This window comes from Gluconobacter roseus NBRC 3990 (assembly GCF_006538885.1).
Taxonomy (GTDB): Bacteria; Pseudomonadota; Alphaproteobacteria; order Acetobacterales; family Acetobacteraceae; genus Gluconobacter; species Gluconobacter roseus.
In genome coordinates, this window is record NZ_BJLY01000001.1 from 541,288 (window position 1) to 564,044 (window position 22,757).

At 61.1% G+C, this 22,757-nt stretch carries 19 protein-coding genes and 1 pseudogene; 7 read left to right on the forward strand and 13 right to left on the reverse strand.

Annotated elements, in window-relative coordinates; translation table 11 throughout:
• Window positions 1-73 precede the first annotated feature (73 nt).
• Window positions 74-1,468: an MATE family efflux transporter gene (locus GRO01_RS02315; protein ID WP_062508660.1), complete on the forward strand. Its 1,395-nt coding sequence runs from the start codon at window positions 74-76 to the stop codon at window positions 1,466-1,468.
• Here GRO01_RS02315 and GRO01_RS02320 read toward each other — a convergent pair.
• Both GRO01_RS02320 and GRO01_RS02325 read right to left on the reverse strand, forming a co-directional pair.
• Window positions 1,422-2,550: pseudogene (locus GRO01_RS02320) on the reverse strand (MFS transporter). The gene GRO01_RS02315 and the pseudogene GRO01_RS02320 sit on opposite strands and share 47 nt — an antisense overlap.
• Window positions 2,551-2,652: 102 nt before the next feature.
• Window positions 2,653-3,123 (reverse strand): BON domain-containing protein, encoded by a 471-nt coding sequence (locus GRO01_RS02325; protein WP_062508662.1) that lies wholly within the window; start codon window positions 3,121-3,123, stop codon window positions 2,653-2,655.
• 364 nt (window positions 3,124-3,487) lie between these two features.
• Between GRO01_RS02325 and rpsD the strand changes: the two genes are divergently transcribed.
• Window positions 3,488-4,105 (forward strand): 30S ribosomal protein S4, encoded by a 618-nt coding sequence (gene rpsD / locus GRO01_RS02330; protein ID WP_062508664.1) that lies wholly within the window; start codon window positions 3,488-3,490, stop codon window positions 4,103-4,105.
• Between the two features lie 166 nt (window positions 4,106-4,271).
• Window positions 4,272-5,819, forward strand: coding sequence for a peptide chain release factor 3 (locus GRO01_RS02335; protein ID WP_062508804.1), 1,548 nt, complete (start codon window positions 4,272-4,274; stop codon window positions 5,817-5,819).
• 37 nt (window positions 5,820-5,856) lie between these two features.
• Here GRO01_RS02335 and mtnK read toward each other — a convergent pair whose 3' ends face one another.
• The 8 genes from mtnK to aroB all read right to left on the reverse strand — a co-directional run bounded on the left by mtnK (window position 5,857) and on the right by aroB (window position 16,072).
• On the reverse strand, window positions 5,857-7,044 hold the full coding sequence (mtnK, locus tag GRO01_RS02340) for an S-methyl-5-thioribose kinase (protein WP_062508666.1): 1,188 nt from the start codon (window positions 7,042-7,044) through the stop codon (window positions 5,857-5,859).
• Window positions 7,041-7,739, reverse strand: coding sequence for an NUDIX hydrolase (locus GRO01_RS02345; RefSeq protein ID WP_062508668.1), 699 nt, complete (start codon window positions 7,737-7,739; stop codon window positions 7,041-7,043). Before GRO01_RS02345 ends, mtnK begins: the two co-directional genes overlap by 4 nt.
• Window positions 7,740-7,811: 72 nt before the next feature.
• Window positions 7,812-8,654, reverse strand: a complete 843-nt coding sequence (locus tag GRO01_RS02350; protein WP_174787389.1) for an endonuclease/exonuclease/phosphatase family protein — start codon at window positions 8,652-8,654, stop codon at window positions 7,812-7,814.
• Between the two features lie 17 nt (window positions 8,655-8,671).
• Entirely contained in the window at window positions 8,672-9,355 is a 684-nt protein-coding gene (locus tag GRO01_RS02355; RefSeq protein ID WP_062508670.1) for a carbonic anhydrase, read from the reverse strand.
• 116 nt (window positions 9,356-9,471) lie between these two features.
• Window positions 9,472-12,111: an alanine--tRNA ligase gene (alaS, locus tag GRO01_RS02360; RefSeq protein ID WP_062508672.1), complete on the reverse strand. Its 2,640-nt coding sequence runs from the start codon at window positions 12,109-12,111 to the stop codon at window positions 9,472-9,474.
• Window positions 12,112-12,192: 81 nt separating this feature from the next.
• The gene (locus tag GRO01_RS02365; protein ID WP_062508675.1) at window positions 12,193-12,756 is read right to left on the reverse strand and encodes a GtrA family protein; all 564 of its coding nucleotides are present in this window, start codon (window positions 12,754-12,756) and stop codon (window positions 12,193-12,195) included.
• 168 nt (window positions 12,757-12,924) lie between these two features.
• On the reverse strand, window positions 12,925-14,064 hold the full coding sequence (locus GRO01_RS02370; protein WP_062508677.1) for an OmpA family protein: 1,140 nt from the start codon (window positions 14,062-14,064) through the stop codon (window positions 12,925-12,927).
• 316 nt (window positions 14,065-14,380) lie between these two features.
• Window positions 14,381-16,072: a 3-dehydroquinate synthase gene (gene aroB / locus GRO01_RS02375; RefSeq protein ID WP_083541327.1), complete on the reverse strand. Its 1,692-nt coding sequence runs from the start codon at window positions 16,070-16,072 to the stop codon at window positions 14,381-14,383.
• Window positions 16,073-16,132: 60 nt separating this feature from the next.
• Here aroB and GRO01_RS02380 point away from each other — a divergent pair, with 60 nt between their 5' ends.
• The 3 genes from GRO01_RS02380 (at window position 16,133) to GRO01_RS02390 (ending at window position 18,536) form a co-directional block, all read left to right on the forward strand.
• Window positions 16,133-16,552: a hypothetical protein gene (locus tag GRO01_RS02380; protein WP_062508679.1), complete on the forward strand. Its 420-nt coding sequence runs from the start codon at window positions 16,133-16,135 to the stop codon at window positions 16,550-16,552.
• Between the two features lie 10 nt (window positions 16,553-16,562).
• Window positions 16,563-17,498, forward strand: a complete 936-nt coding sequence (locus tag GRO01_RS02385; protein WP_083541328.1) for a tyrosine recombinase — start codon at window positions 16,563-16,565, stop codon at window positions 17,496-17,498.
• A gap of 63 nt (window positions 17,499-17,561) precedes the next feature.
• Window positions 17,562-18,536, forward strand: a complete 975-nt coding sequence (locus GRO01_RS02390; RefSeq protein ID WP_062508683.1) for an acetyl-CoA carboxylase carboxyltransferase subunit alpha — start codon at window positions 17,562-17,564, stop codon at window positions 18,534-18,536.
• A gap of 46 nt (window positions 18,537-18,582) precedes the next feature.
• Here GRO01_RS02390 and GRO01_RS02395 read toward each other — a convergent pair whose 3' ends face one another.
• A complete protein-coding gene (locus GRO01_RS02395; RefSeq protein WP_062508685.1) occupies window positions 18,583-19,353 on the reverse strand; it encodes a competence/damage-inducible protein A in 771 nt (256 codons plus the stop codon).
• 99 nt (window positions 19,354-19,452) lie between these two features.
• On the opposite strand from GRO01_RS02395, the gene GRO01_RS02400 reads away from it, so the two are divergent.
• Entirely contained in the window at window positions 19,453-20,346 is an 894-nt protein-coding gene (locus tag GRO01_RS02400; protein ID WP_062508687.1) for an SMP-30/gluconolactonase/LRE family protein, read from the forward strand.
• A gap of 1 nt (window position 20,347) precedes the next feature.
• Here GRO01_RS02400 and GRO01_RS13695 read toward each other — a convergent pair whose 3' ends face one another.
• The gene (locus tag GRO01_RS13695; protein ID WP_062508690.1) at window positions 20,348-21,355 is read right to left on the reverse strand and encodes a bifunctional GNAT family N-acetyltransferase/(deoxy)nucleoside triphosphate pyrophosphohydrolase; all 1,008 of its coding nucleotides are present in this window, start codon (window positions 21,353-21,355) and stop codon (window positions 20,348-20,350) included.
• Between the two features lies 1 nt (window position 21,356).
• A complete protein-coding gene (locus GRO01_RS02410) occupies window positions 21,357-22,517 on the reverse strand; it encodes a Rieske 2Fe-2S domain-containing protein (RefSeq protein ID WP_231490205.1) in 1,161 nt (386 codons plus the stop codon).
• Window positions 22,518-22,757 lie beyond the last annotated feature (240 nt).

The window sequence follows — 22,757 nt, forward strand, 5'->3', positions numbered from 1 at the left end:
GCGCCAGCCTTGGTTCAGGTGCAACAGCCTTGTTGCTCTTGTCGGCGCGTTTGGCCCCTGTAATAGGGGGCGCATGAGCAGTGCCCTTTCCAGTCCGCCGACCGATCCGACAACCCAGCGCAGTCACGCGCTGGCCCTTCTGCGGGTTGCCCTGCCGCTGGCCCTGTCGCAGCTCTCCGAAATGGCCATGGGGGTGACCGACACGATTCTGCTCGGTGGCCTTGGCGTGACGGAGGTTGCCATTGGCGGTCTGTCGAGCACGTTCTTTTTCACGACGATGGTGACGTTCCAGGCCATTCTCGGTGGGGCAGGAGTGCTTCTGTCACACGGGCGCGGGGCTCAGGATCATGGACAGGCGTCCCATGACGGTCGCAGCGTCATGAGTGCCACGGTAATGCTGGCCATCGCGGTCTTCATTCCGTGCGCGCTGCTGTTGGCCTTCTCGAAGACGATCTTCGGTGCCATCGGTGAGCCTGCCGAGGTTGTCACACATGGCAGCCGTTTCATCGACATCCTGCTGCTGTCGCTTCTGCCTGATCTTGCCATCATCGGCGTTCTGCGGGTGGCGCTTCCGGCGCTTGGGGCGGAGACGCTGCTGCTCTGGATCATGCCCGCCATGGCGGTTTGCAACGGTCTGACCAACGCTGCCCTGATCCATGGCTGGGCAGGTCTCCCGGCCATGGGACTTTACGGTTCTGCAACCGCCACGACGCTGACCGGATGGGTCGTCAGTTTCGCGCTGTTCGGATTGTGTCTGACCCATCCGCGCGTTCGTGCCGTGCTGAAGCCCGCCGCCGTGCAGTGGCCTGTTGTGAAGGAACTTCTGAAGCTTGGCGGCCCGATGATGATGGGAGCGGCCGCAGAAATCCTGATGTTCCAGATCACCAGCCTGCGGGCTGGCGAGCTCGGAACCCACAGTCTGGCTGCGCATCAGGTGGCGCTGAATGTCAGTTCGCTGCTGTTCATGGTGTGTCTGGCCATCGGGCAGGCGACCAATGTCCGCGTGGCATACTGGCGTGGTGCGGGCCGTATGGAGCAGAGCCGTCGCGCGGCCCTGACCGGTACGGGCATCGTCCTGATATGGAGTCTCGCCACATCCTCATTGCTGCTGATCTGGCCGGAAAAGATCCTGCCACTTTATTTCTCGAATCGCGCCCCCGATCCCGAGACCACGGCACTCGTCGTCATCCTTCTGCGGACCGCCGGGCTCTATCAGATCGTGGATGGCCTGCAATGTGTGTTCAGTGGCGCGCTTCGGGGCTGTGGCGATGCCATTACTCCGATGATCATCGCCGTGGCGAGTTACGGTCTGATTGGTCTGGTTTTCGGAGGGTGGCTGGCCTTCCACCAGCATGTTGGCGTGGAAGGCCTGTGGATCGGCATGGCGCTGGCGTTGGCCACGACCTGCGTGGCCTTCGGCATCAGGCTGCTGCGTGTGATGCGCAAGCCCGTTCCTGCCACATCGTGATGAAATAGATCAGCAGACCCAGAACCGAGAACACGGCTCCGCCCCAGCCAACCGATCCCAGTCCCAGCCCGGAACTGACCAGTACGGCGCCCAGCCAGGCGCCAAAGGCATTGGCCAGATTGAAGGCTGAATGATTGAGCGAGGCTGCCAGCGTCTGCGCGTCTCCGGCAACTTCCATCAGGCGCGTTTGCAGGGCCGGGGAGAGCATGATGATCCCGGCCGGGACCAGGAACGTGACCGGCAGCATGGCATAGGGCGAGGGCAGCAGCAGCCAGAACCCCAGCATGAAAACGATGCTTGCTGTCAGCGAGACGATCACTGTCCGGTCAATGCTGCGATCCGCCATGGTTCCCCCAAGCGCATTACCCGCGACCATGCCCAGACCCCACACGACCTGATAGACTGCGACCAGCCAGCCCGGCAGATGCGTCACCTGCGTCAGGCCAGTCGTCAGGAAGGTGTAGATTCCGAACAGGCCACCAAATCCGACCGCGCTGGTCAGCAGCGTCAGCAGGACCTGCGGTCGCTTGAATGCGCCGAGTTCAGACAGTGCCGTTGCGCCCGGATGCGGCCTGTCCCGTGGCGCGAAGAACCAGATGCCTGCGAAGCACAGTACGCCCAGTGCTGCGATGCTGCCGTAAGCCACGCGCCAGCCCACGCCGGGCACGCTCGACCATCGACGCGCCGATCAGCGCCGAAACGCCAAAGAAGGCCCCGTGAGGCAGCCCCGTGATGAAGCGCATGAGTTCGATACCGGCAAAGCCCGGCATGAGAATACTGCCGATATTGCCCGTGATGAACAGGCAGAGCAGGCAGAGCAGGAGCGTGCGGCGGGGCAGGCGGGCGCCAAGGATCGCAATCAGCGGTGCGCCAATGACAACACCCATCGCATAGGCCGAGATCGCCCAGCTTGCCTGCGAAATGGTGATGTTCAGGGAATGGGAGAATTCCGGCAGCAGTCCCATCATGGCGAATTCGCCGGTTCCGATGGTGAAAGTCGCCAGCATGAGGGACAGCATGGCCGGTCCGACACCGTAGGGTGGGCGCACCCGTTCGACGTCGAGAGGTTCGATGGAGTCCATAAAAAAACTAGATCCGGGAATGGAGGTCAGGACCGTGCTGCCATTGCCGGATAATGAAAAACGGTAACGGCTCCCCGACGGAGAGGAGCCGTTGAGTACAGATCAGTTCTCGGTTGGCAGACGGATGGTCTGACCCGGATAAATGTCATCCTTGGATGTGACAAGCGGTTGATTTGCATCAAGGAGCTCATCACCCGTGACATCCTGGGGCAGCTTGTCGGCCACTTCGTCCAGCGTTTTGCTGGTCTTGATTTCCAGGAATTCAGGGTCGGGTGTTCCGGCCGGAACGGCGATTTCGGCCTCGACTGCGGAAACACCGGCAACGTTACCGGCGGCCAGGATCATCTGGTCACGTTCCTTGGCACTGTTTGCCTTGCCGCGCAGATAGATCGTGCGGTCGTCGATCACCAGATGGGACATGTGCATCTGGGCGAGGCCAAATTTCTTGAAGGCACGCTTGATGACGCTTTCCCCGGGCTTGGGGGGCAGGGGCGCATCAAGGGACTGCACCAGTCCTTCGAGGGAGCCTTCGCCGATACGACCGGCCTTGGGATTGAAGCGATAGATTTTCATACAGGAAACTCGAAAAAGCGTGTTGCTCCCCCAGGGAAGCCTTCGGAAAGGCGAAAGGGAAGTTCCGGACCGTTAGCGCAACCAGACGTGAAGTGGTTGCGCATTTTCCGCGCCCCCACTGCAAGAAAATGACAGGGCTTGCAAGCAGGTTTTGATTGACCCGTCGTGAGGACTCCTGTAGGCGCGACGGCACAGCCGGAAACGTGGACGTACCGGCCGGACCATCAGCGCGGGATTCTGCATCCCGCCGGCCCGGCATCTGGGTGCGCGCCCGTCCTTCCCAATCCGGGGAAGGGCCTACCGGCACAACAAAACGGACCGCCATGCAGCATAGGGCGGTTCTGATGAGTACAGGGGTCAACCCATGTCAAAGCGTCTTGAGAGCAAGTACAAGATCAATCGCCGCCTCGGCGTCAACCTGTGGGGTCGTGCCAAGTCCCCGGTCAACCGTCGCGAATACGGCCCCGGCCAGCACGGTCAGCGCCGCAAGCAGAAGCCGTCTGACTTCTCCATCCAGCTGATGGCCAAGCAGAAGCTCAAGGGCTACTACGGCAACATCAGCGAGAAGCAGTTCCGCAAGTATTATGACGAAGCCGTCCGTCGCAAGGGCGATACGTCCGAGAACCTGATCGGTCTGCTGGAGCGTCGTCTGGACGCCGTCGTGTACCGTCTGAAGTTCGCGATCACGCCGTTCGCAGCCCGTCAGTTCATCAGCCACGGCCACGTCACGGTCAACGGCAAGAAGGTGAACATCCCATCCTACCTCGTGAAGGAAGGCGATGTCATCGAGGTTCGTGACTCCTCCAAGCAGCTCGCCATCGTGCTTGACGCTGTCCAGACGGGTGAGCGCGACACGCCGGAATACGTGGACGTCGATCACCGCCAGATGAAGGGCACGTTCCTGCGTACCCCGGTTCTCTCCGATGTGCCGTACCCGGTGCAGATGGAACCAAACCTGGTCGTCGAGTTCTACTCCCGCTAATCCGATCCCGGGCCCTGCGGCCCGGATCAGAAAGCGACCGGAAAGCGCCGGGCGGGTTTCCCGTCCGGCGCTTTCTGTTTTCAGGCTCACCGCCCGGATGCGCGGCCAGTGCCGCTTTGCGGCGTTCTGGTACGGCTCCGGGCGTCCCGTTCCTATCGGAGTTCATATGTCCGAAGCCCCCAGCGCGGAAATTACCCGCGAGATCGCTCGCCGGCGTACGTTTGCAATCATTTCCCATCCGGATGCCGGTAAGACGACCCTGACCGAGCGTATCCTGCGTGCCGGTGGCGCCATCCAGATGGCGGGCAACGTCCGTGCCAAGGGCGAGCGCCGCCGTACCAAGTCCGACTGGATGGGCATCGAGCGCGACCGTGGCATTTCCGTCGTGACCTCGGTCATGACCTTCGAATACGGTGACTGCGTCTTCAACCTGCTCGACACGCCGGGCCATGAAGACTTCTCCGAAGATACCTACCGTACCCTGACGGCCGTGGACTGCGCGGTCATGGTCATCGACGCCGCGAAAGGCATCGAGGACCGGACCCGCAAGCTGTTCGAAATCTGCCGTCTGCGCGACATTCCCATCGTCACCTTCATCAACAAGATGGACCGCGAGGCGCAGGATTGCTTCGCGCTGCTTGACGAGATCGCCAACACGCTGGCTCTCGATACGTCCCCGGCGACCTGGCCGATCGGACGGGCCGCCAAGTTCATCGGCACTTACGACCTGCGTACGAAGGAAGTGCACACCAAGGAGCCGGTCGGCGAGGACGATCCCCGCATCATCCAGATGCGCGAGGAAGTCGAACTGGCCGAAGCCGCTCTACCGGAATTCGATCGTGAATCCTTCGATGCCGGTCATCTGTCTCCGGTGTTCTTCGGCTCGGCCATGAAGGAAATCGGCGTTACGGATCTGCTCGACGCGCTCGTTGCCTATGGTCCGGCTCCCCGTGCCCAGCAGACCGAGACCCGGGAAGTGAAGGCCAGCGAAGATCAGGTCACGGCGCTGGTTTTCAAAATTCAGGCCAACATGGATCCCAACCATCGCGACCGCATGGCCTTCGCCCGCGTCTGCTCCGGCCGCTTGACCCGCGGGATGCGTCTGAAGCATGTCCGGACCGGCAAGCAGTTTGCCCTGCACACGCCGCAGTTCTTCTTTGCCCGTGACCGTCAGCTTGCCGAAGAGGCATTCGGTGGCGACGTTGTTGGCATCCCGAACCACGGCACGTTGCGGATCGGCGATACGCTGAGCGAGAGCGAAGACCTGCGTTTCACCGGCGTGCCGCACTTCGCCCCCGAAATCCTCCGCCGTGTCCGCCTTGATGATGCGATGAAGGCCAAGAAGCTCCGTCAGGCTCTTGTAGAACTGGCCGAGGAAGGCGTCGTCCAGCTTTTCCGCCCGCAGGATGGGCTCTCGCCGATTGTCGGTGTCGTTGGAACGCTTCAGCTCGACGTGCTTCAGTCCCGGCTTCAGGGCGAATATGGTGTGGCCATCGGTTTTGAAAGCACGCCTTACACGCTGGCGCGCTGGATCACCGGCGACCGTGCAAAGATCGAGGCCTTCCAGGACCTGAACCGGTCCGCCATGGCGGATGATCTGGATGGAGATCCGGTTTTCCTCGCAACATCATCCTTCATGATGCGCCGGACCATCGAGATGAACCCCGATCTCGCATTCCACGACATCAAACAGATCGGCATGTCAGCCGCCTGAAAATAAAAAGCCCCGCTCTGCAAGGAGCGGGGCTTTTTTACAGTCCCATCAGGGAAAGAACACCGTCGAAGGATCGCAGCGACGCGCCTTCCACGATCAGTGTTCGCCCGATCTGCAACGCCTTCTGTCGCGCCAGCAGACGGTCTTTTTCCGTGCTGCACAGGCTGTAATCCGCAACCTGTGCAAACCCGACCGTGCGACGGATCATCTCCAGTCCGCAGAACCCGGCCGTATCGCGCAGGATGTCTTTCAGGAACGTCTCAATGAGATCCTGCCGTCCGGCAGATCCGGACAGCGCCCACATATCCCCGCTTCCATCCTGAAGGCCGGACCGGAGTTCTTCGGAGAAACTTCGCCAGAACGCCACCATCTCCGCTCTGAGTGCCACTGCCTTCTGTGGAGCCGCGCAGAGATGCAGCGCCAGATTGCCCAGATAAAGTCCGCAATCGAATCCAATCGGTCCCATCGTCGCAAACTCGCCATCAATGACCCGCACATCCGTGCCATCCAGCATGATGGACCCTGTATGCAGATCCCCGTGCAATAGCGCCTGCCGCGCCGTCAGGAACCGGTCCTGAAGCCGTCCCACGGCACGATGCAGGATCTGGTCGGTCTGGAGCGCCTTCACATCATCCGCCAGACCCGCTTCCGGCTCGGGGTTGCGGTCACAGATGCGGTATGGGTCCGTCAGGATCAGATCAACCGTAATGCGGGTGAGGGCGGTATTACCGGAAAACTGCTCCAGCAGGCGCGCACCGGTCTCGAACGGCTGGTTCACCCAGCCCGTCGCCTGCACCGTCCGGGCAACATAGGTCCCGATTACGGCGGAAAACCCCGGCTCAGCCTGATCCTCAATCAGCGCCGAACGCAGGACTTCATGCTCAGTCAGACATTCCATGACCAGCAGGAACAGATCCGCGTCATAAGCGAAAAGCTTCGGCATCAACCCTGTAACGGCCGGTGCCACGGCCCGCATATAGCGGGCCTCATACAGCGCCCGCTCCAGCGGCATGGGCCAGTCCGGCGCGACCCGCACATGGGGAAGAGCCTGTTTGCAGCACAGCGCACCGGCAGGACCGTCCACCAGAAACACTGTATTGAGATTGCCGTCACTGACTTCGCGGATGGACCAGTCCGAAGCCACACCGCCCAGACGCTTTGACAGCTCCGGCTGCTCCGCAAGCCAGTCGCGCAGGCCGGCATCATTCAGAATACGATAGGTCATTGCTGTTGCTCCAGCATGGCAGACAGTGTGGGGACAAGACGTTCCGGAAGCGTAGTCCCGGGCTGAACCAGCATCAGCGCCCGATATTCCGCATTGCCCAGACGGTGGCAGCGTTCCTGGAGGGCCTTAAAATCCAGCGGAACGGTAATCTCCATCCCGACATCCACGATATGTGTATTCGGATGCTCACAGGCCAGCAGACACCTCCCGACGCGACACTCCGCATCGGTCAGGCCAAGTTCTTCCCGACATTCCGCTATGAGCTGTGCCGCGAGATCAATATCCGCTTCTCCATCGCGGCTTTCCACATTCCCGGCCGGTGTGCCCTGCCAGTACCCCGGCAGGTAAATGGATTTTTCCGACCGCTGGCCGATCACAATTCCATCCGTCGTTCGCAGCAGACCAACCACGGCCAGGGGGCGCAGAACATCAGGTCCATAAAGATCAGGCTCCTGCATTTGCGCCAGCACGCGCCGGTATTCCGACCAGTGCCCGGTGATGACGTCCGGCCCGATCGTATCTGCACAAAAAACACGCCCGTTATAAAGCGCCGGATGTTTTCGTAGCGCCTCATCCCAGTGCCGGGTAACACGGGCTTCGAGCTCCGGTGAAAGCTCTGGCATGGAACGTCCGATCTGGACGGCAACCGCAGAAGCCAGAGGTGTTACGGGCCAGTCTGATCGGGAAAGGGACATCGGGCGCTCCAGACAGGGATGGCGGAAAGGCCGTCTTTCATGGACCGGAATAGCCGGACCGGCAACGCTTCTTCAGGGCATCTCAAGCCGGACCGAAACCGGACAGTGATCCGAAAGCCCGGCTAGCACCGTATCGTTTTTATAGGTCATGACCCGCAGACTGTCCGGCACGAGCCAGTCCCGCGCGGCATTTCCCAGAAGGATGTGATCAATAAAATATTCGCCGGCCCAGCAGGGACTGGCCTTGCCGGCCGTCGTAAGCGTAACGGGCGTTTCGGCCTCAATCTGCTGCATCAGCGGATCATGCAGCGTCAGCCGCCGGTTGAAATCCCCCAGTACGGCATAGGCCTCGCCCTCATCCTGCCGCTCCAGCATCCAGTCCTGCATGATGCGGACCTGCTGGTACAGGGTCGGGCAGGAGTGCTGGCGCTGGTTCAGCGGCTGGTCCCAGCATCCCGTCTTGAGGTGCACGACCAGAAGCCGCAGGTTTGCGACACCATCGCTGATGGTGATATCCAGACCGCCCCGTAACTGATGGGTGGCCTCTGGCCCGGCTACATTAAGGGCCGACAGTTCATCATTGACCGTCACATGCAGATCGCGCCGTACGGCTACGCCGACCCGCTGCACCACAGGATCGGGCGTGAGAATGATCTGATAGGTTTTCGGACTGAAAACACGGGACGCGGCGATCGGGCCGTCCACTTCCTCAAATGCCACGACATCCGGGTTCAGATGCCGGGCATAGGCCGCGAGTTTCTGGAAGTCGCGGTGCTCGCCGCCTGGAACATCTTCCGGCAAAGCCGGATCTCCGGACGGGCGCAATGTCAGCCAGTCCATGTTCCAGGTCGAGAGTTTGATCGTATGGGCAGAAACAGGTCCCATGCTGCCGACCAGAAAAAAGCCGGCCAGCATGGAAGCAACGGCCTGCCTCAGGCTGCCTGTCCTTCGGTGGTGCCGATTTCCTCAAGCACGCTTTCAACCGTGCGCGTCTTGCGCGTTCCCTCGTCGAGAATGAGGATCTCGCCCTTGGGAATATCGTAGAACCAGCCCTGAAGCTTCAGTTCACCCTGCGCCAGTGCGCGGACAACCGTGGGGTGCGTCCGCAGATGTACGAGCTGGAGCAGCACGTTGTATTCTGCGAGCGAGCGGATGTCTTCCGGTCCGGCATCCTCGGCCTTCAGATCGCCCAGAGCCGCGCGGGCTGCTTCGCCATGGCGCATCCAGCTCTTGACCGTCGGCAGGCTGTCCAGCTTCGGCGAGTTCAGGTCCATCAGCGCGCCCATGGCGCCACAGTTGGAGTGACCGCAGATGATGACGTTCTTCACCTTGAGCGCGCCAACAGCGTATTCGATCGCGGATGATACGCCGCCGAGCATCTCGCCATAAGCCGGCACGATGTTGCCGACATTACGCACGATGAAGAGCTCGCCCGGTTCCGTCTGGGTAATGAGACTGGGGCTGATCCGGCTGTCGGCGCAGGTAATGAACAGGGTGGACGGAGACTGGCTGGAGGCCAAGCTCTCGAACAGTTCCGCATTCTCCGGATAGACGTCCGTCTCGAACTTGCGGACACCGCCCAGCAGTTTCGCCAGAGTATCACGACCACAGGCCATGGTGTTCTCCTTCATCTTGAACTACCGGGCAGTTAGAAGGCTTTGTCAGGGCAGGTAAAGCATGATTCCGGTCAACCCATGCTTTGTTACTGCCCTGACATACCATGACGTGTTTCTTATGCGGCTGCTAGCGCCGTGCGCAGCATGGCAAACACGGCCTCCGAATCTGCGTTTGGACCCCCAGCCTGCGCCATGTCCGGACGGCCACCACCGCCCTTGCCACCCATCAGGGTCGAGGCTTCACGAACCAGCTTCACGGCATCCAGACGGTCCGTCAGGTCCTTGGTCACGGCGATTACAATACTACCGCGACCATCAGCATTGGACATCAGCGCCACGACACCGGACCCGATCTGCTTGGAGATGCTTTCCGCCAGACCCTTGAGTTCCTTCGGGCTGACATCGCCCAGATCACGCGCGGAAAGCGTGATGCCGTTGATGCTCTCCGTGGCACTCGTGCCTTCGCCGGTCGCGAGCTTGCGCTGCAGGTCGGAGACCTGCGCCGTCAGGGACTTGCGCTCTTCCAGAAGTGCCGCCACGCGGGATGCAGCATCGGCAACCGGAACCTTGAGCAGATCCGCAATCTGCTTCAGACGGTCTTCGGTTTCCAGCGCCATGGCTTCCGCAGCGAGACCACAGACGGCCTCGATCCGACGCACGCCAGCCGAGACACCGCTTTCCGAGACGATCCGGAACAGTCCGATCTCGCCCACGCGTCCCACATGCGTGCCGCCGCAGAGCTCGATGGAATAGGCCGCGCGATCGTCGTCGCCTTTGCCCATCGAGACCACGCGGACCTCATCACCGTACTTTTCGCCGAACAGCGCCATGGCCCCTTCCGCTACGGCTTCGTCCTGCGTCATCAGGCGTGTCTCGACCGGTGCATTCTCGCGGATGCGGGCATTGACCTCGGCCTCGACCGCCGCCAGCTCTTCATCCGTCAGCGGACGCGGCTGGCTGATATCGAAGCGCAGACGCTCCGGCGCATTCAGACTGCCCTTCTGCGTGACATGTGTGCCGATCTGCCGACGCAGGGCTTCATGCAGCAGATGAGTTGCGGAGTGATGGCCACGAACCGCCGTGCGCCGCGCGTGATCGATCTCGGCATGAACTGCCATGCCCGGCTTCAGCGTGCCTTCGACAACCTTGCCGTAATGCACGATCAGATCGCCGTTGCGCTTCTGCGTATCAGTGATTTCGACGCGTACGCCCGGAGCCGTCAGCGTTCCATGATCGCCAACCTGACCGCCGCTTTCGCCATAGAACGGCGTCTGGTTCAGCAGGATTGCGACCGTGTCGTCACCAGCCGGCGCCTCGGCCAGTTCATCATTGCCGCGGAAAATCCCCTGGACTTCGGCATCGGCCTTTTCGGCCACATAACCGAGGAACTCGCTCGGACCGTGCTTGTCACGTGCGTCGAACCAGACCGTTTCAGTTGCGGCATCGCCCGAGCCGACCCAAGCCGCACGCGCACGCTTGCGCTGCTCGGCCATGGCGGTCTCGAAACCGGCCTCATCAACCGTACGACCCTTCTCACGCAGCGCATCCTGCGTCAGATCCAGCGGGAAACCGAACGTGTCATAGAGCTTGAAGGCTACATCACCCGGAAGAGCTTCCTTGTCGCCCAGACGGTCAAGTTCGTCGGACAGCAGCGTCAGGCCACGTTCCAGCAGGGCGGTGAAACGCTCTTCTTCACCCTTCATCGTCTGCGCGATCAGCGCCTGATGCTGGACGAGTTCCGGATAGGCCGCACCCATCTGCTGGATCAGCGCCGGAAGCAGGCGATAGAATACCGGTTCTTTTGCGCCCATGATGTGCAGGTGGCGCATGGCGCGCCGCATGATGCGGCGCAGCACATAGCCTCGGCCTTCCTTGGACGGCAGAACGCCATCGGCGATCAGGAACGCGGTGGAGCGCAGATGATCGGCCACAACGCGATGGCTGGCCTTGAACGGACCATCGGCGTCCTGATGCATGATTTCGGCCGAAGCTTCGATCAGTGCGCGCATCGTATCGGTGTCGTAGTTGTCACGCTTGCCCTGCATGATCGCGGCAAAACGCTCCAAGCCCATGCCCGTGTCGATCGATGGGCGGGGCAGAGCATCGCGCGAGCCATCCGGCTGGTCGAGGAACTGCATGAATACGAGGTTCCAGATCTCGACGAAGCGGTCACCGTCTTCATCCGGGCTTCCCGGAGGGCCACCGAACACGCTGTCGCCGTGGTCGTAGAAGATCTCGGAGCACGGACCACACGGACCCGTGTCACCCATGCGCCAGAAATTGTCGGAGGTGCCGATGCGGATGATCCGGTCGTCGGACAGGCTGGCGATTTTCTTCCACAGATCGGCTGCGTCCTCGTCTTCCGCATAGACAGTAGCGAGCAGCTTGTCTTTCGGAAGACCGAAATCGCGCGTCAGCAGCGTCCAGGCAAATTCGATGGCTTCGGGCTTGAAGTAATCGCCAAAGCTGAAATTGCCCATCATTTCGAAGAACGTGTGGTGGCGCGCCGTATATCCGACATTGTCGAGATCGTTATGCTTGCCACCCGCGCGTACAACCTTTTGCGCCGTGGTAGCGCGGGAGTAGGGGCGTGTTTCCTGACCGGTGAAGACGTTCTTGAACGGCACCATGCCAGCATTGGTGAACAGCAGTGTCGGGTCGTTCTGCGGCACCAGAGATGCCGAAGGAACGATGCGGTGGCCCTGCGAACCGAAATATTCGAGAAAGGCCGATCTGATATCGTTGGTGCTGGTCATGATAAGGGAGCGTCAGTTCCAGGAAGACAGGGAATAATATGCCTGTCCTAGACTATTGTCGCTGCCTTGGAAATGCAGCCCTCAGTCATTGCGGTCATGCGTTCGAATGCTGTCATTCGGGAGGGCGGAAAGATCCGGCTCAGGTTCGGGGGCTATCAGGCCGGCAGCAGGAATTTCAACGGCCATCTGAACCAGTTCGAGTGGCGTTTCGGGTGTCTGTGTTCGGAAGACAAGACGGCGGGAAAGATTGAAATTGGCCACCATGCCGCACAGGGCACCTGCCGCCAGCGCAACCGCAGGATAGTGCACTGTCAGCGGAAGTGTTGCGTAAAGGAGGAACACCATGCCGCGATTGAGAAGAAATCCGAAAGAATTGGCCAGCAGGAACCGCAGCCATTGCAGAACCATGTGCTGGTTCTCTGCTGATGACAGCCGGAACGTCCAGAAACGGTTAAGGCACCAGTTGCCGGTTGCCGCCACAAAATAGGCAATCAGGGTTGCCGCAATCAGCCCTGCCGGAACGCGAAGCAGGGAAACGGTACCCCAGTCCACCAGAAATCCCAGTGCACCGACCGTTCCAAAGCGAAGGAACTGATCGATGATTTCCGGTCGGCTGCGCGGATAAAAAATACGGCTGCGTCGCAAGGAACATGTCTCCGGAATATCGGGGTGTGCTGGCTCTAGCGTGTCGGGAAAGGCAATCGCAAGCGGAGTTTCATTATGAACGCTGCATTTGCCCAAAGAAAAAGGCGCCCCGAAGGACGCCTTTCTCAAAACCGAAGTCGAAGACCCCGGCGTCAGATCATGTCTGAATTACTTCAGGATAATCTCGACGCGACGGTTCTGCGGCTCGCGGGTGTTCGGGCCGGTCGGAACCAGCGGCTTGGACTCGCCGTAGCCGTGGATGTCGATGGCAGCAGCCGGGACACCGTCACGGATCAGCTCAGCCTTCACGCTGGAAGCGCGACGGTTGGACAGACCCAGGTTGTACTTCTCGCCGCGGGGACCCGGGTGAGCAGCAGAGTTATCCGTGTAGCCGTTGACTTCGATGCGCGTCGTCTGGACGTGCGTGGAAGCCTGGGCTGCCTGGGCAACGATCTCACGGGCGCGGCCCGTCAGGTCAGACTTGTCCCAGTCGAAGAACACGAGATACGTACGGGCCGGGGTCGGTGCCGGCGGAACAACAACCGGAGCCGGCGGCGGCGGCGGCGGAGCCGTATCGAAGGCATAGCGCAGGCCCAGGATGAACTGGTGCGAGAAGCGCGGGTCGAAATTCACGTTGCCCTTGTGAATGCCGGAAGCATTGTAGGACGTGGAGCGGTACGGACCATCAGCAAACTGCTGGCCGATGAAGCGGTACTCGGTCGTGACGGCAAGGCCGGGAACATTCGGGATGTCGTAGGCTGCACCGACGATACCCTGGTATGCGAAGCTGCCCTGCGTTCCGCCCATGCGGTTCACATTGCCGTTGTCATACTGGGTGGTGGTCGGGTTGTAGTGCTGCCACAGGTAACCAGCGCCGACACCGACGAACGGCGTAACAGGAACGTTCAGGCCGAAGTTGGCGAGATCGATGTCATACAGGACATTGACGAGGCCGCCATAAGCCTGATCGGAACCATGGGTCGAGCCGTTGACGGCCGTGGGACGACGATGGTTGATCTGGGAGTAGTTGTACAGACCCTCGACTTCAACGCGCAGGCCGTTACCGAAGCCCCAGCCGAATGCACCGAAACCGGTGAAGCCGTCATGGTGGCGGTAGCGGGAGCTCGAAGCAGCATTGCTGCTCGTGCCGTCAGCCTGCGTCGTCGGCGAGAAGGAGCCGTGCTGCTGCTGAACCAGGTTGTAACCACCGCCGATGTTGACATAGGGGCCGGTGATCGTGCTGGCCATGGCAAGCGACGGTGCGGCGACCATCGACGTCATGGCAAGGAGTGCCGTGCGGAGACGCATGTTTTCGTCCTCTTAGTGACTAACGTTCGAGCCGTTGGAAAATGCTTTAACCAACGGACCCAGCGCGATGCATAAGCGCATATAGAACTCAGAGTTCCCCTCGACAAAGCCAGTCAGGGTCTTCCAGCTCTACTCGGGGAAGGGGAGTGACATAAAAGCCACAATCCATTTCGCCCGCTTTACGATCTACGCCTCGCGTCTACGCTGGCTTAGCTCAAGGTTTCACGAGAAGCCAGCGCTTCCGGAAGAAAGCAGCTATGCAAAAAGAGAAGCAAAACAGTCATTTAGCTTAGATGTGACGGAATTTTAACATTCCTCACGGATGGCAGCCCTCAGTAATCAGAAGATTACGCACTGTTTCTGAGGGAATTTCGCGCGTCGTGAACGCCCTGCCGATCCCGCGTAACAGAACAAACGCAACCTTGCCGTCCTGCATCTTCTTGTCCCGAGTCATATGGTTCAGAAGTACATCTGCAGAGAAGGATTCCCTGAACCAGTCGAAACTGACGGGCATGTCCAGACTCCGCAGGTGACGGTCCAGCCGCTGGAGGTCTTCGACAGAGGCGTAACCGAGCTCTACCGAAAGGGCCATGGCCAGGTGAATTCCGATCGAGACGGCTTCACCGTGCAGAAGGCGACCATCATATCCCAGTTCCGCTTCAAGAGCGTGTCCGAACGTATGTCCCAGATTGAGCAGGGCACGACCGCCAACGGCAGCCTGTTCTTTCTCGTCAGCGGCAACAACGGATGCCTTGAAAGCGCAGGCTCGACGAACGGCTTGCGTCAGGGCTTCCGGATCACCGTCCAAGACATCGCGTCCATGGGTCTCACACCAGGCAAAGAGTTCCGGATCAGCGATAAGGCCGGATTTGACGATCTCGGCATAGCCCGCAACGCGCTGACGGCGCGGCAGTGTTGCCAGCGCGGAACTGTCAGCAAGAACCACAATAGGCTGATGGAAGGCGCCGATCAGGTTCTTGCCGGCCACGGCATTGATGCCAGTCTTTCCGCCCACGCTGCTGTCCACCTGTGACAGAAGCGTTGTGGGAATTTGTACGAATGGCAGCCCACGAAGAGCCGTTGCCGCAACAAACCCGGCCAGATCGCCCACGACTCCGCCGCCCAGTGCCACGATGGTTGTCTTGCGCTCGATGCCGGTGGACAGGAGCTGGTTCATGACGTCCCCGTAGCAGGGGAGGGACTTGCTCTCTTCGCCGCCGGGAACCGCAATCACATCCGCACGGATGCCGGTTTCCTCGAACGAGGCCAGAAGCCGGGGCAGATGCAGTTCGGCAACTGTCCTGTCTGTTATGACGACCACACGCTTCTGAGGCAGGTGCGGTGCAAGCAGGGCTCCTGCGCGCGAAATCAGGTCAGGCCCGATCAGCACATCATAGCTGTGGTGGCTGAGCGAGACATGCACAGCCTCCGGCCTGCGATATTCTCCCAGAACTTCCCGCACCCGCTGCACGCCCTGTTCCACGGTTTCATCTCCACAATCGATAATGATGTCGGCCTCGGCGTAGACGGGGTAACGCAACCCGACCAGACGCCCCAGAACTTCTTCCGGTCGCCCCTGCGCCAGCAGTGGCCGTCCCGCACGTCCGGCGACCCGTTTCACCAGCACATGCACCGGCGCCCGGAGCCAGATCGAGACCGCATGCCTGCGGACCAGACGACGGGTCTGGGCGTCCATCCAGGCGCCTCCGCCCGTGGCGAGGATGCAGGGTGGCCCATCGAGGAGTCGCTGAATGACGCGGCGTTCACCATCCCGGAACGATGCTTCGCCATGTCGGGCAAAGATTTCGGGAATCGAACAGCCGGCGGCCCGTTCGATCTCAATGTCGGCATCCACGAAAGGCAGTCCGCAGATCTGGGCGAGGCGCCGTCCGATGGTGGTTTTGCCGGCACCCATCATTCCGACGAGGACAACCGTACGCGACGGTATGCCATCGGGAGAGAAAAAGGGTTGCGGCTTGGCTGAAGGGGGAAAAGGCAGGCGTGACATGCCCTGCTACGTATCATAGGAGAGGGAACACGTCCTGCCCTCACTTCGAGACCCTGTCCCATGGCCATTACCGATCGTTCCTTTTCCCGCCTGCCGCTGATTGGCGGGGCCGTTGCCGTCCTTCTTGTCCTGGGTGTGGGCGGAGCGTTCCTGCGTCTGGGCATGACCGCCACGCCACCGGCACAGACCATGGTTCACAAGGACCTGTCGGGCGGCGCTTTTGCTATGTCCACAGCACCCCAGGCCGCCCTCCCGGCCATGCCGCCCGTGCCTGCGGCCCAGCCTGCGCAGGCTCCTTCCGTGACACCGATGCCTGCGCCCGCTCCGGCCCCTGCCGCAGCAGCGCCGGCTGCTCCTGCCGCTGTTCCCGCTGCTGCCCCTCTGACGCCGTCAACACCGCTGCCGACGATGCCGGCTCCGAAAACCGCTCCCGCCCAGCCCATGCCTGCTGCACCTGTGGCTCCGGCTCCCGCTCACTGACCGAGCGGCAGTGGCGCGTACCAGTAACGACCGGGGAGGCGACAGGCATGTCGAGGCATTTCTGGAAATGCTCGCCGCCGAGCGTGGCGCGGCACTGAAAACCCGGCAGGCCTACGCTTCGGACCTCGCCGATTTCGCCGCCCACTGCGCACCGGTTCCTCTGGCCGATGCGCAGGGCAGCCAGGTCCAGTCCTATCTCGCGGAGTTGTCCCGCGCAGGACTGGCGGCCCGAACCGCCGCACGACGCCTGTCCTGCCTGCGCCAGTTCTATCGATTCCTGATGCTCGAGTCGGTGCGTGAGGACGATCCGACCGAACGTCAGCAGGCTCCCAAAATTGCATCGTCCCTTCCCAGACCGCTGGATGAGGACGAAATCCGTCGCCTGCTGGAAAGCGGGACGCGCGGTCATGAAAATGAACGCCGGGACATCATCTCCCGTGCCGCGCTGGAACTCCTCTACACGACTGGTCTGCGCATTTCTGAACTATTGGCCTTACCGGCATCCTGTGTGTATGTCCGTGGCCCGATGCTTCTTGTGCGGGGCAAGGGCGGCCGGGAGCGGCTGGTGCCTTTATCCCAGAGCGCGCGGGACGCTGCGGACCAGCTCGTGCATTTCGATCGCGATCTCGGCAGCCCCTGGCTCTTTCCGGGACGCAACCCTCAGAAGCACCTGACGCGGCAGGGATTCGACAAGATCCTGCTCGCCTGTGCCCTGAAAGCCGGACTAGACCCCGACCGTGTCAGCCCACACGTTCTGAGGCATTCGTTCGCCAGCCATCTTCTGGCGCATGGCGCCGATCTGCGGGCGTTGCAGATGCTGCTGGGTCACGCCGATATCGCGACCACCCAGATCTATACGCAGGTCATGTCCGAACGCCTGAGACAGGCCGTGGCGGCGCATCATCCGCTGGCACGGAAAGACGCGGCCCCGGTCGACATGGACTGAACAGATCATTCCGCCTGTCGCAGGGACTGTTTCCGAACGCGCAGGCGTGCTATCGGGCTGGCCATGCGCCAATTCCTAGATTTCGAGAAGTCGGTCGCCGAACTCGAGACCAAGATCGACGAACTCCGCCAGATGGGCAGCCAGGGCAAGGACTCCGGCACCAGCGGCATCAATATCGATGACGAGATTGCCCGTCTGTCTGAAAAGGCCGACAAGCAGCTCCGCACGACCTATGCCAAGCTGACGCCGTTGCAGAAAGTGCAGGTGGCCCGTCACGCCCAGCGCCCGAAGGCTCTGGATTACGTGCATCAGCTGGTAACGGACTACACGCCGCTGGCCGGTGACCGCGCCTTTGGTGACGACGACGCCATGATCGGCGGTCTGGCCCGTTTCCGTGGGGAGCCGGTCGTTGTTGTCGGAACCGAGCGTGGCCACGACACCGAAACGCGCCTGAAGCATAATTTCGGCATGGCCCGCCCCGAAGGCTATCGCAAGGCGCAGCGTCTGGTCGAAATGGCCGGTCGCTTCGGCCTGCCGATCCTGAGCTTCATTGACACCGCCGGTGCCTGGCCCGGAATCGACGCCGAAGCGCGTGGACAGGCCCAGGCCATCGCAAAATCGATCGATGTCTGCCTCAAGGCCCCCGTACCCCTGATCGTGACCGTGATCGGTGAGGGTGGTTCGGGTGGTGCCATCGCCATTGGTGCAGGTGACCGCATCCTGATGCTCGAGCACTCGATCTATTCCGTCATTTCGCCGGAAGCCGCCGCATCCATCCTGTGGCGCGATCCGAAGCTGGCACCGGCCGCAGCCGAAGCGCTCAAACTCACCGCACAGGACCTTCAGTCTCTTGGCGTGATCGACCGGATCATTCCCGAGCCGGTCGGCGGTGCACAGCGCGCACCGGACGAAGCCGTCAAGGCCGTTGGCAACGCGATTGCGGAAGAACTGGCCTCGCTCAAGGATCTGACGGGGCCGGCGCTGATCCAGAAGCGCCGGGACAAGTTCCTGTCCATGACCCGCACGCCTCTGCACTGAGACGTTTTCAAAAGCCGCTGCCTCTCCGCAGCGGCTTTTGTTTTTTTCAGGCTGTCTGCTTGTGCGCGGGCTCGCCTGAAAGCGGTTCACGCCCATGCGCCATGATAAGATCGTGTAGCGCCAGCGCAGCCTTCCCGATGGTTTCGCTGTCATATCCCTTCGCCACCAGCGCTACGCCGCTTGCGCCTTCCGGAAGATGATAGGGGTAAGACCCCAGATCAATCGTCGGAAAATTCTTTTGCAACGTCGCCAGATCGGCTGCGAAATCGCCTTCTTTCAGCCCGGCCGCATGCCAGCTTGCGGAGACGAGCGGCGCACCTTTTTCAAGCTGCGGTACCAGCCACGCGACCATCGAGGCAAAAATCGATGGTACCCCGGCCATGACATGCACATTGCCAATACTAAATCCGGGCGCCACCGAAACCGTATTAAGGATCGGCGTAGACCCTGCGGGCAGATAGGCCATGCGCTGGCGGGCGGCATTGAACCGGTCCGCTCCAAGAGCGGCTTCCAGCAGGCGGAAGCTCTCCTCATGCCGGACCAGTGGCGCACCCATGGCCTTTGCGACGCATTCAGCCGTGATGTCATCATGCGTCGGCCCGATGCCGCCGGACGTGAAAACGATGTCGAAGGCGGCGCTGCAGTCGCGAACGGTGCGGATAATGCGCTCTTCGATATCGGGAATGACTCGCACTTCCATGAGCCGGATGCCCTGCTCATTCAGGGCCTGAGCCAGAACCCGCGTATTGGCGTCCTGCGTGCGCCCCGAGAGGATCTCGTTGCCGATGACGAGAAAACAGGCAGTTTTTTGAAGCATGTGTCCGCTCCTGATAGTCTTCGCCACAGAACGTAACGGGTCGCCTCGCGTTGTCGAGGAGAAACCCGGCCTGAAATTCTGTTTTCGTCAGGAGCACACATGACCAGCACCCCGCTACATCAGCCCGAATGCATCCTCGATCTGCGCGCAACGCTGGGGGAAGGCCCTGTCTGGATTGCTGGCGAAAAGTCCCTGTATTTCGTCGATATCCTGGAAGCGAAAATCCATCGCTTCACGCCCTCCAGCCGCGATCATCAGACATGGTCTGCGCCGGATCGTGTGGCGTTCCTTCTTCCCGTCGCTGATGGCACGTTCCTCGCTGGCATGCCGGACGGTCTGCGCCGTTTTGATCCGCGCACAGGCGGTTTTTCCGATCACACGATTGTGGAAGCCGAAAAGCCCTGCAACCGCCTCAATGATGGCTGTGTCGATCCGCAGGGCCATGTCTGGTTCGGCACCATGGACGATGGCGAGGAAAATCCGTCCGGCTCGATCTATCGCATCGTGCATGACGCGAATGGCCTGAACATCACTCATCACGACGAAGGCTATACCGTCTCTAATGGCCCGGCCATCTCGCCGTGCGGCAAGGTTCTTTATGTCTGCGACAGCCCGGAACAGACGATCTACGCTTTTGATATCAAAGAAGATGGCGATCTCGCGAACGAGCGTATCTTTGCCCGTCTGGATCACGGCTATCCTGACGGGATCGTGACAGACAGCGAAGGGACCGTCTGGTGCGGAACCTGGGGTGGCGGCCGCGTGGCGCGCTTCAAGCCGGATGGTACGGAACTGCCACCGATTCCCATGCCCGTCACAAACGTTACCAAAGTCGCTTTCGGCGGCGATGACCTGAAAACGGTTTTTGTGACGACCGCGCGTAAGGGGCTTGATGCCGAGACGCTCGAAAAGGAACCGCAGGCCGGCTCCCTGTTCGCCTTCCGCACGGATGTTCCGGGTGTTCCACAGCAGGTCTTCCGTTTGAACGGCTGACCTAACCCAGAAGCTCCTGCAGAAGCGGGATTAGCGGAAGGTCAGGATCAGGCATGGTGTAGCGGCCCAGATCGGAGGCCGCGACCCATTCCAGAGCCTGGCCTTCCCGCGGCGTTGGCACACCCCGCCAGCGCCGCACCACATAAAGCGGCATTAGCAGATGGAACGGCCCGGCGTTCTCGCTGACGAATGTAAACGGCGCCAGACACGCTCCGGACAGATCAAGCCCGAGTTCCTCGCGCATTTCCCGAACCAGCGCCTGCTCGGGCGTTTCATCCCGTTCGACTTTGCCGCCCGGAAACTCCCATAGTCCAGCAAGACGCTTTCCTTCCGGCCGGCGCGCCAGAAGGATCCGTCCCTGCGTATCCAGAAGAGCCGCAGCCACAACCAGAAGTGTCCGGGGCTTTGTCGCCGGAACAACGGGAGCCGCAACGGCTGGAGCAGGAGGGGGCTCCGCATCCGAAATGTCCTGCACTCCAGCAAGGAACGCGGCCCGCGTCAGCTCATACAGATCAACGGGGCATTCCTGTCCGCGGGAGACGAACCGGCGGCTCGATGTTCCGGTTTTCTGAAAGCCAAGCTTTTTCAGAACAGCAGCAGAGGCCGCATTATCCTGCGCTGCTGCAGCCGTAAGCTTTTCCAGTTTCAGGACCGTCAGGCCCCATTCCACGACCCGCTGCCCTGCCAGCGTCGTGATGCCCTGTCCCCACGCCGAGGGTGCCAGCCAGTATCCCAGAGACCCTGCGCGCCGGTCATCGGACAGCACGAGCCCCATGGCACCGAGCAGGGTGGCTTCCCGGGTGATGGCAAAATGATGGGCGTTTCCCTGTGCGCTGTCCCTGCGCGTGGACTCGATCCACTCCGCCGCCAGTTCCCGTGGATAGGGAAAAGGCAGGCTGCTGAGCATCCGCACGACGCTCCAGTCATTGACCAGACGGTGAATGGCCGGTGCGTCTTCCGGCTGCAGGGCGCGGAGAACGAGCGTCCCTGCCTTGAGGTCTGGAGTCATATCAGGGCGTGGAACCCTGCGGCTTGTCGGACGGCTCCATCGGCACGCCACACCGTGCGAGCAGGCGACGCAGCATGTTGATGACCGGGAAGACTTCCTGATTATGGTCGCCGCCGAGTTCGTTCCACGCGGCTTGCTCCAGTTCCACGATGTCCCGGTCTTCCTTGAAGATCCGCTCGGTGAACGCAATCAGGAACGGCCAGGCGATGTCCAGAACCAGCTTCGCCTTCGGGCGACGGATCGACAGCAGGCCGAACACGCGGCACGTCTTCTCTTCCACGTCCTGCGGCACATAGACGATCCACAGATCCATGACCGGCGGCTCATCGCCCGTTGCGATGCGCAGCGTCTGGTACGGATATTCCGTCCGGATCGTCATGACGTCCTTGTGGGCGTATTTCTCGCTGGCATCGCGGCGCTCACCGAAGATGAACGTCTCGCCCCAGGGCTGCTTGCCGCCAGTCCGCGCGAAGCTGTAGCGCGCCTCGACCAGCGTGGGCTCGTCCTTGCCACCGAGAAAACGCGGCTTCATCTGGCCCATCTGCTTCATGTGCATGAACTGATGGTTCATATCCATCAGGTTCTCATGCATGAAACTGTAATGGCAGCCGACCGTCTCGCCAAAGCGGCGGGTCTTGTATTCGGGGTTACCGACTGAGCCCAGTTGCGGGAAGGGCGTGCTTTCGGCCTTCGCCGGATCGCCCGGGAAGATGAAAATCAGCCCGCCTTCCTCACGGCACGGATAGGTCCGCACACCGTTCGGCAACTTGCCCTTGCCCAGATAGGGCACATCAATGCAGCGGCCCGAACGGCCATAGGCCCAGCCGTGGTAGCAGCACTGAACAGCTTCACCGCTGACTTTACCGAGGCTGAGCGGAACCTGCCGGTGGGCACAGCGATCCTCAAGCGCGAACACCGTGCCGTCCATCGGGCGGACCAGCGCGATCGGCTGTCCGGCATAGCGCGTGCCGATGGTCTTGCCGCGCTTGAGTTCGCGGGACCAAGCGACCGGATACCAGTAATCGGGATTGGAGCGGATGCGCCGCAGATCCCCGGTCTTCCGAACCACCTCTTCTACCGGGGAGAACTCACCGATATTCGGGTCGATGACATGATCGGCGCCCTGCGTGGCGTCAGAGGGGGCAGAGACAGTCTGCGACATGAGTATCCTGATCCAAGATGAAACCGCGACATTTTCAAATGCGCAGAGAACCTAACAGGCAAAGCCCTAGTTCAGGAAGAGATCATTCGCATCATTCAGATCGCGTCTTTCCCGCAACATGCAGCAGAAAAACCACCATTTTCGTGTCATTGAAACATCATCTTGCGGGACTGGCGCTTTTCCGGGCGGACAGGCACGTTTAGGAGACCGCTTCCCATAGATCATAAATCCCCTATTCCG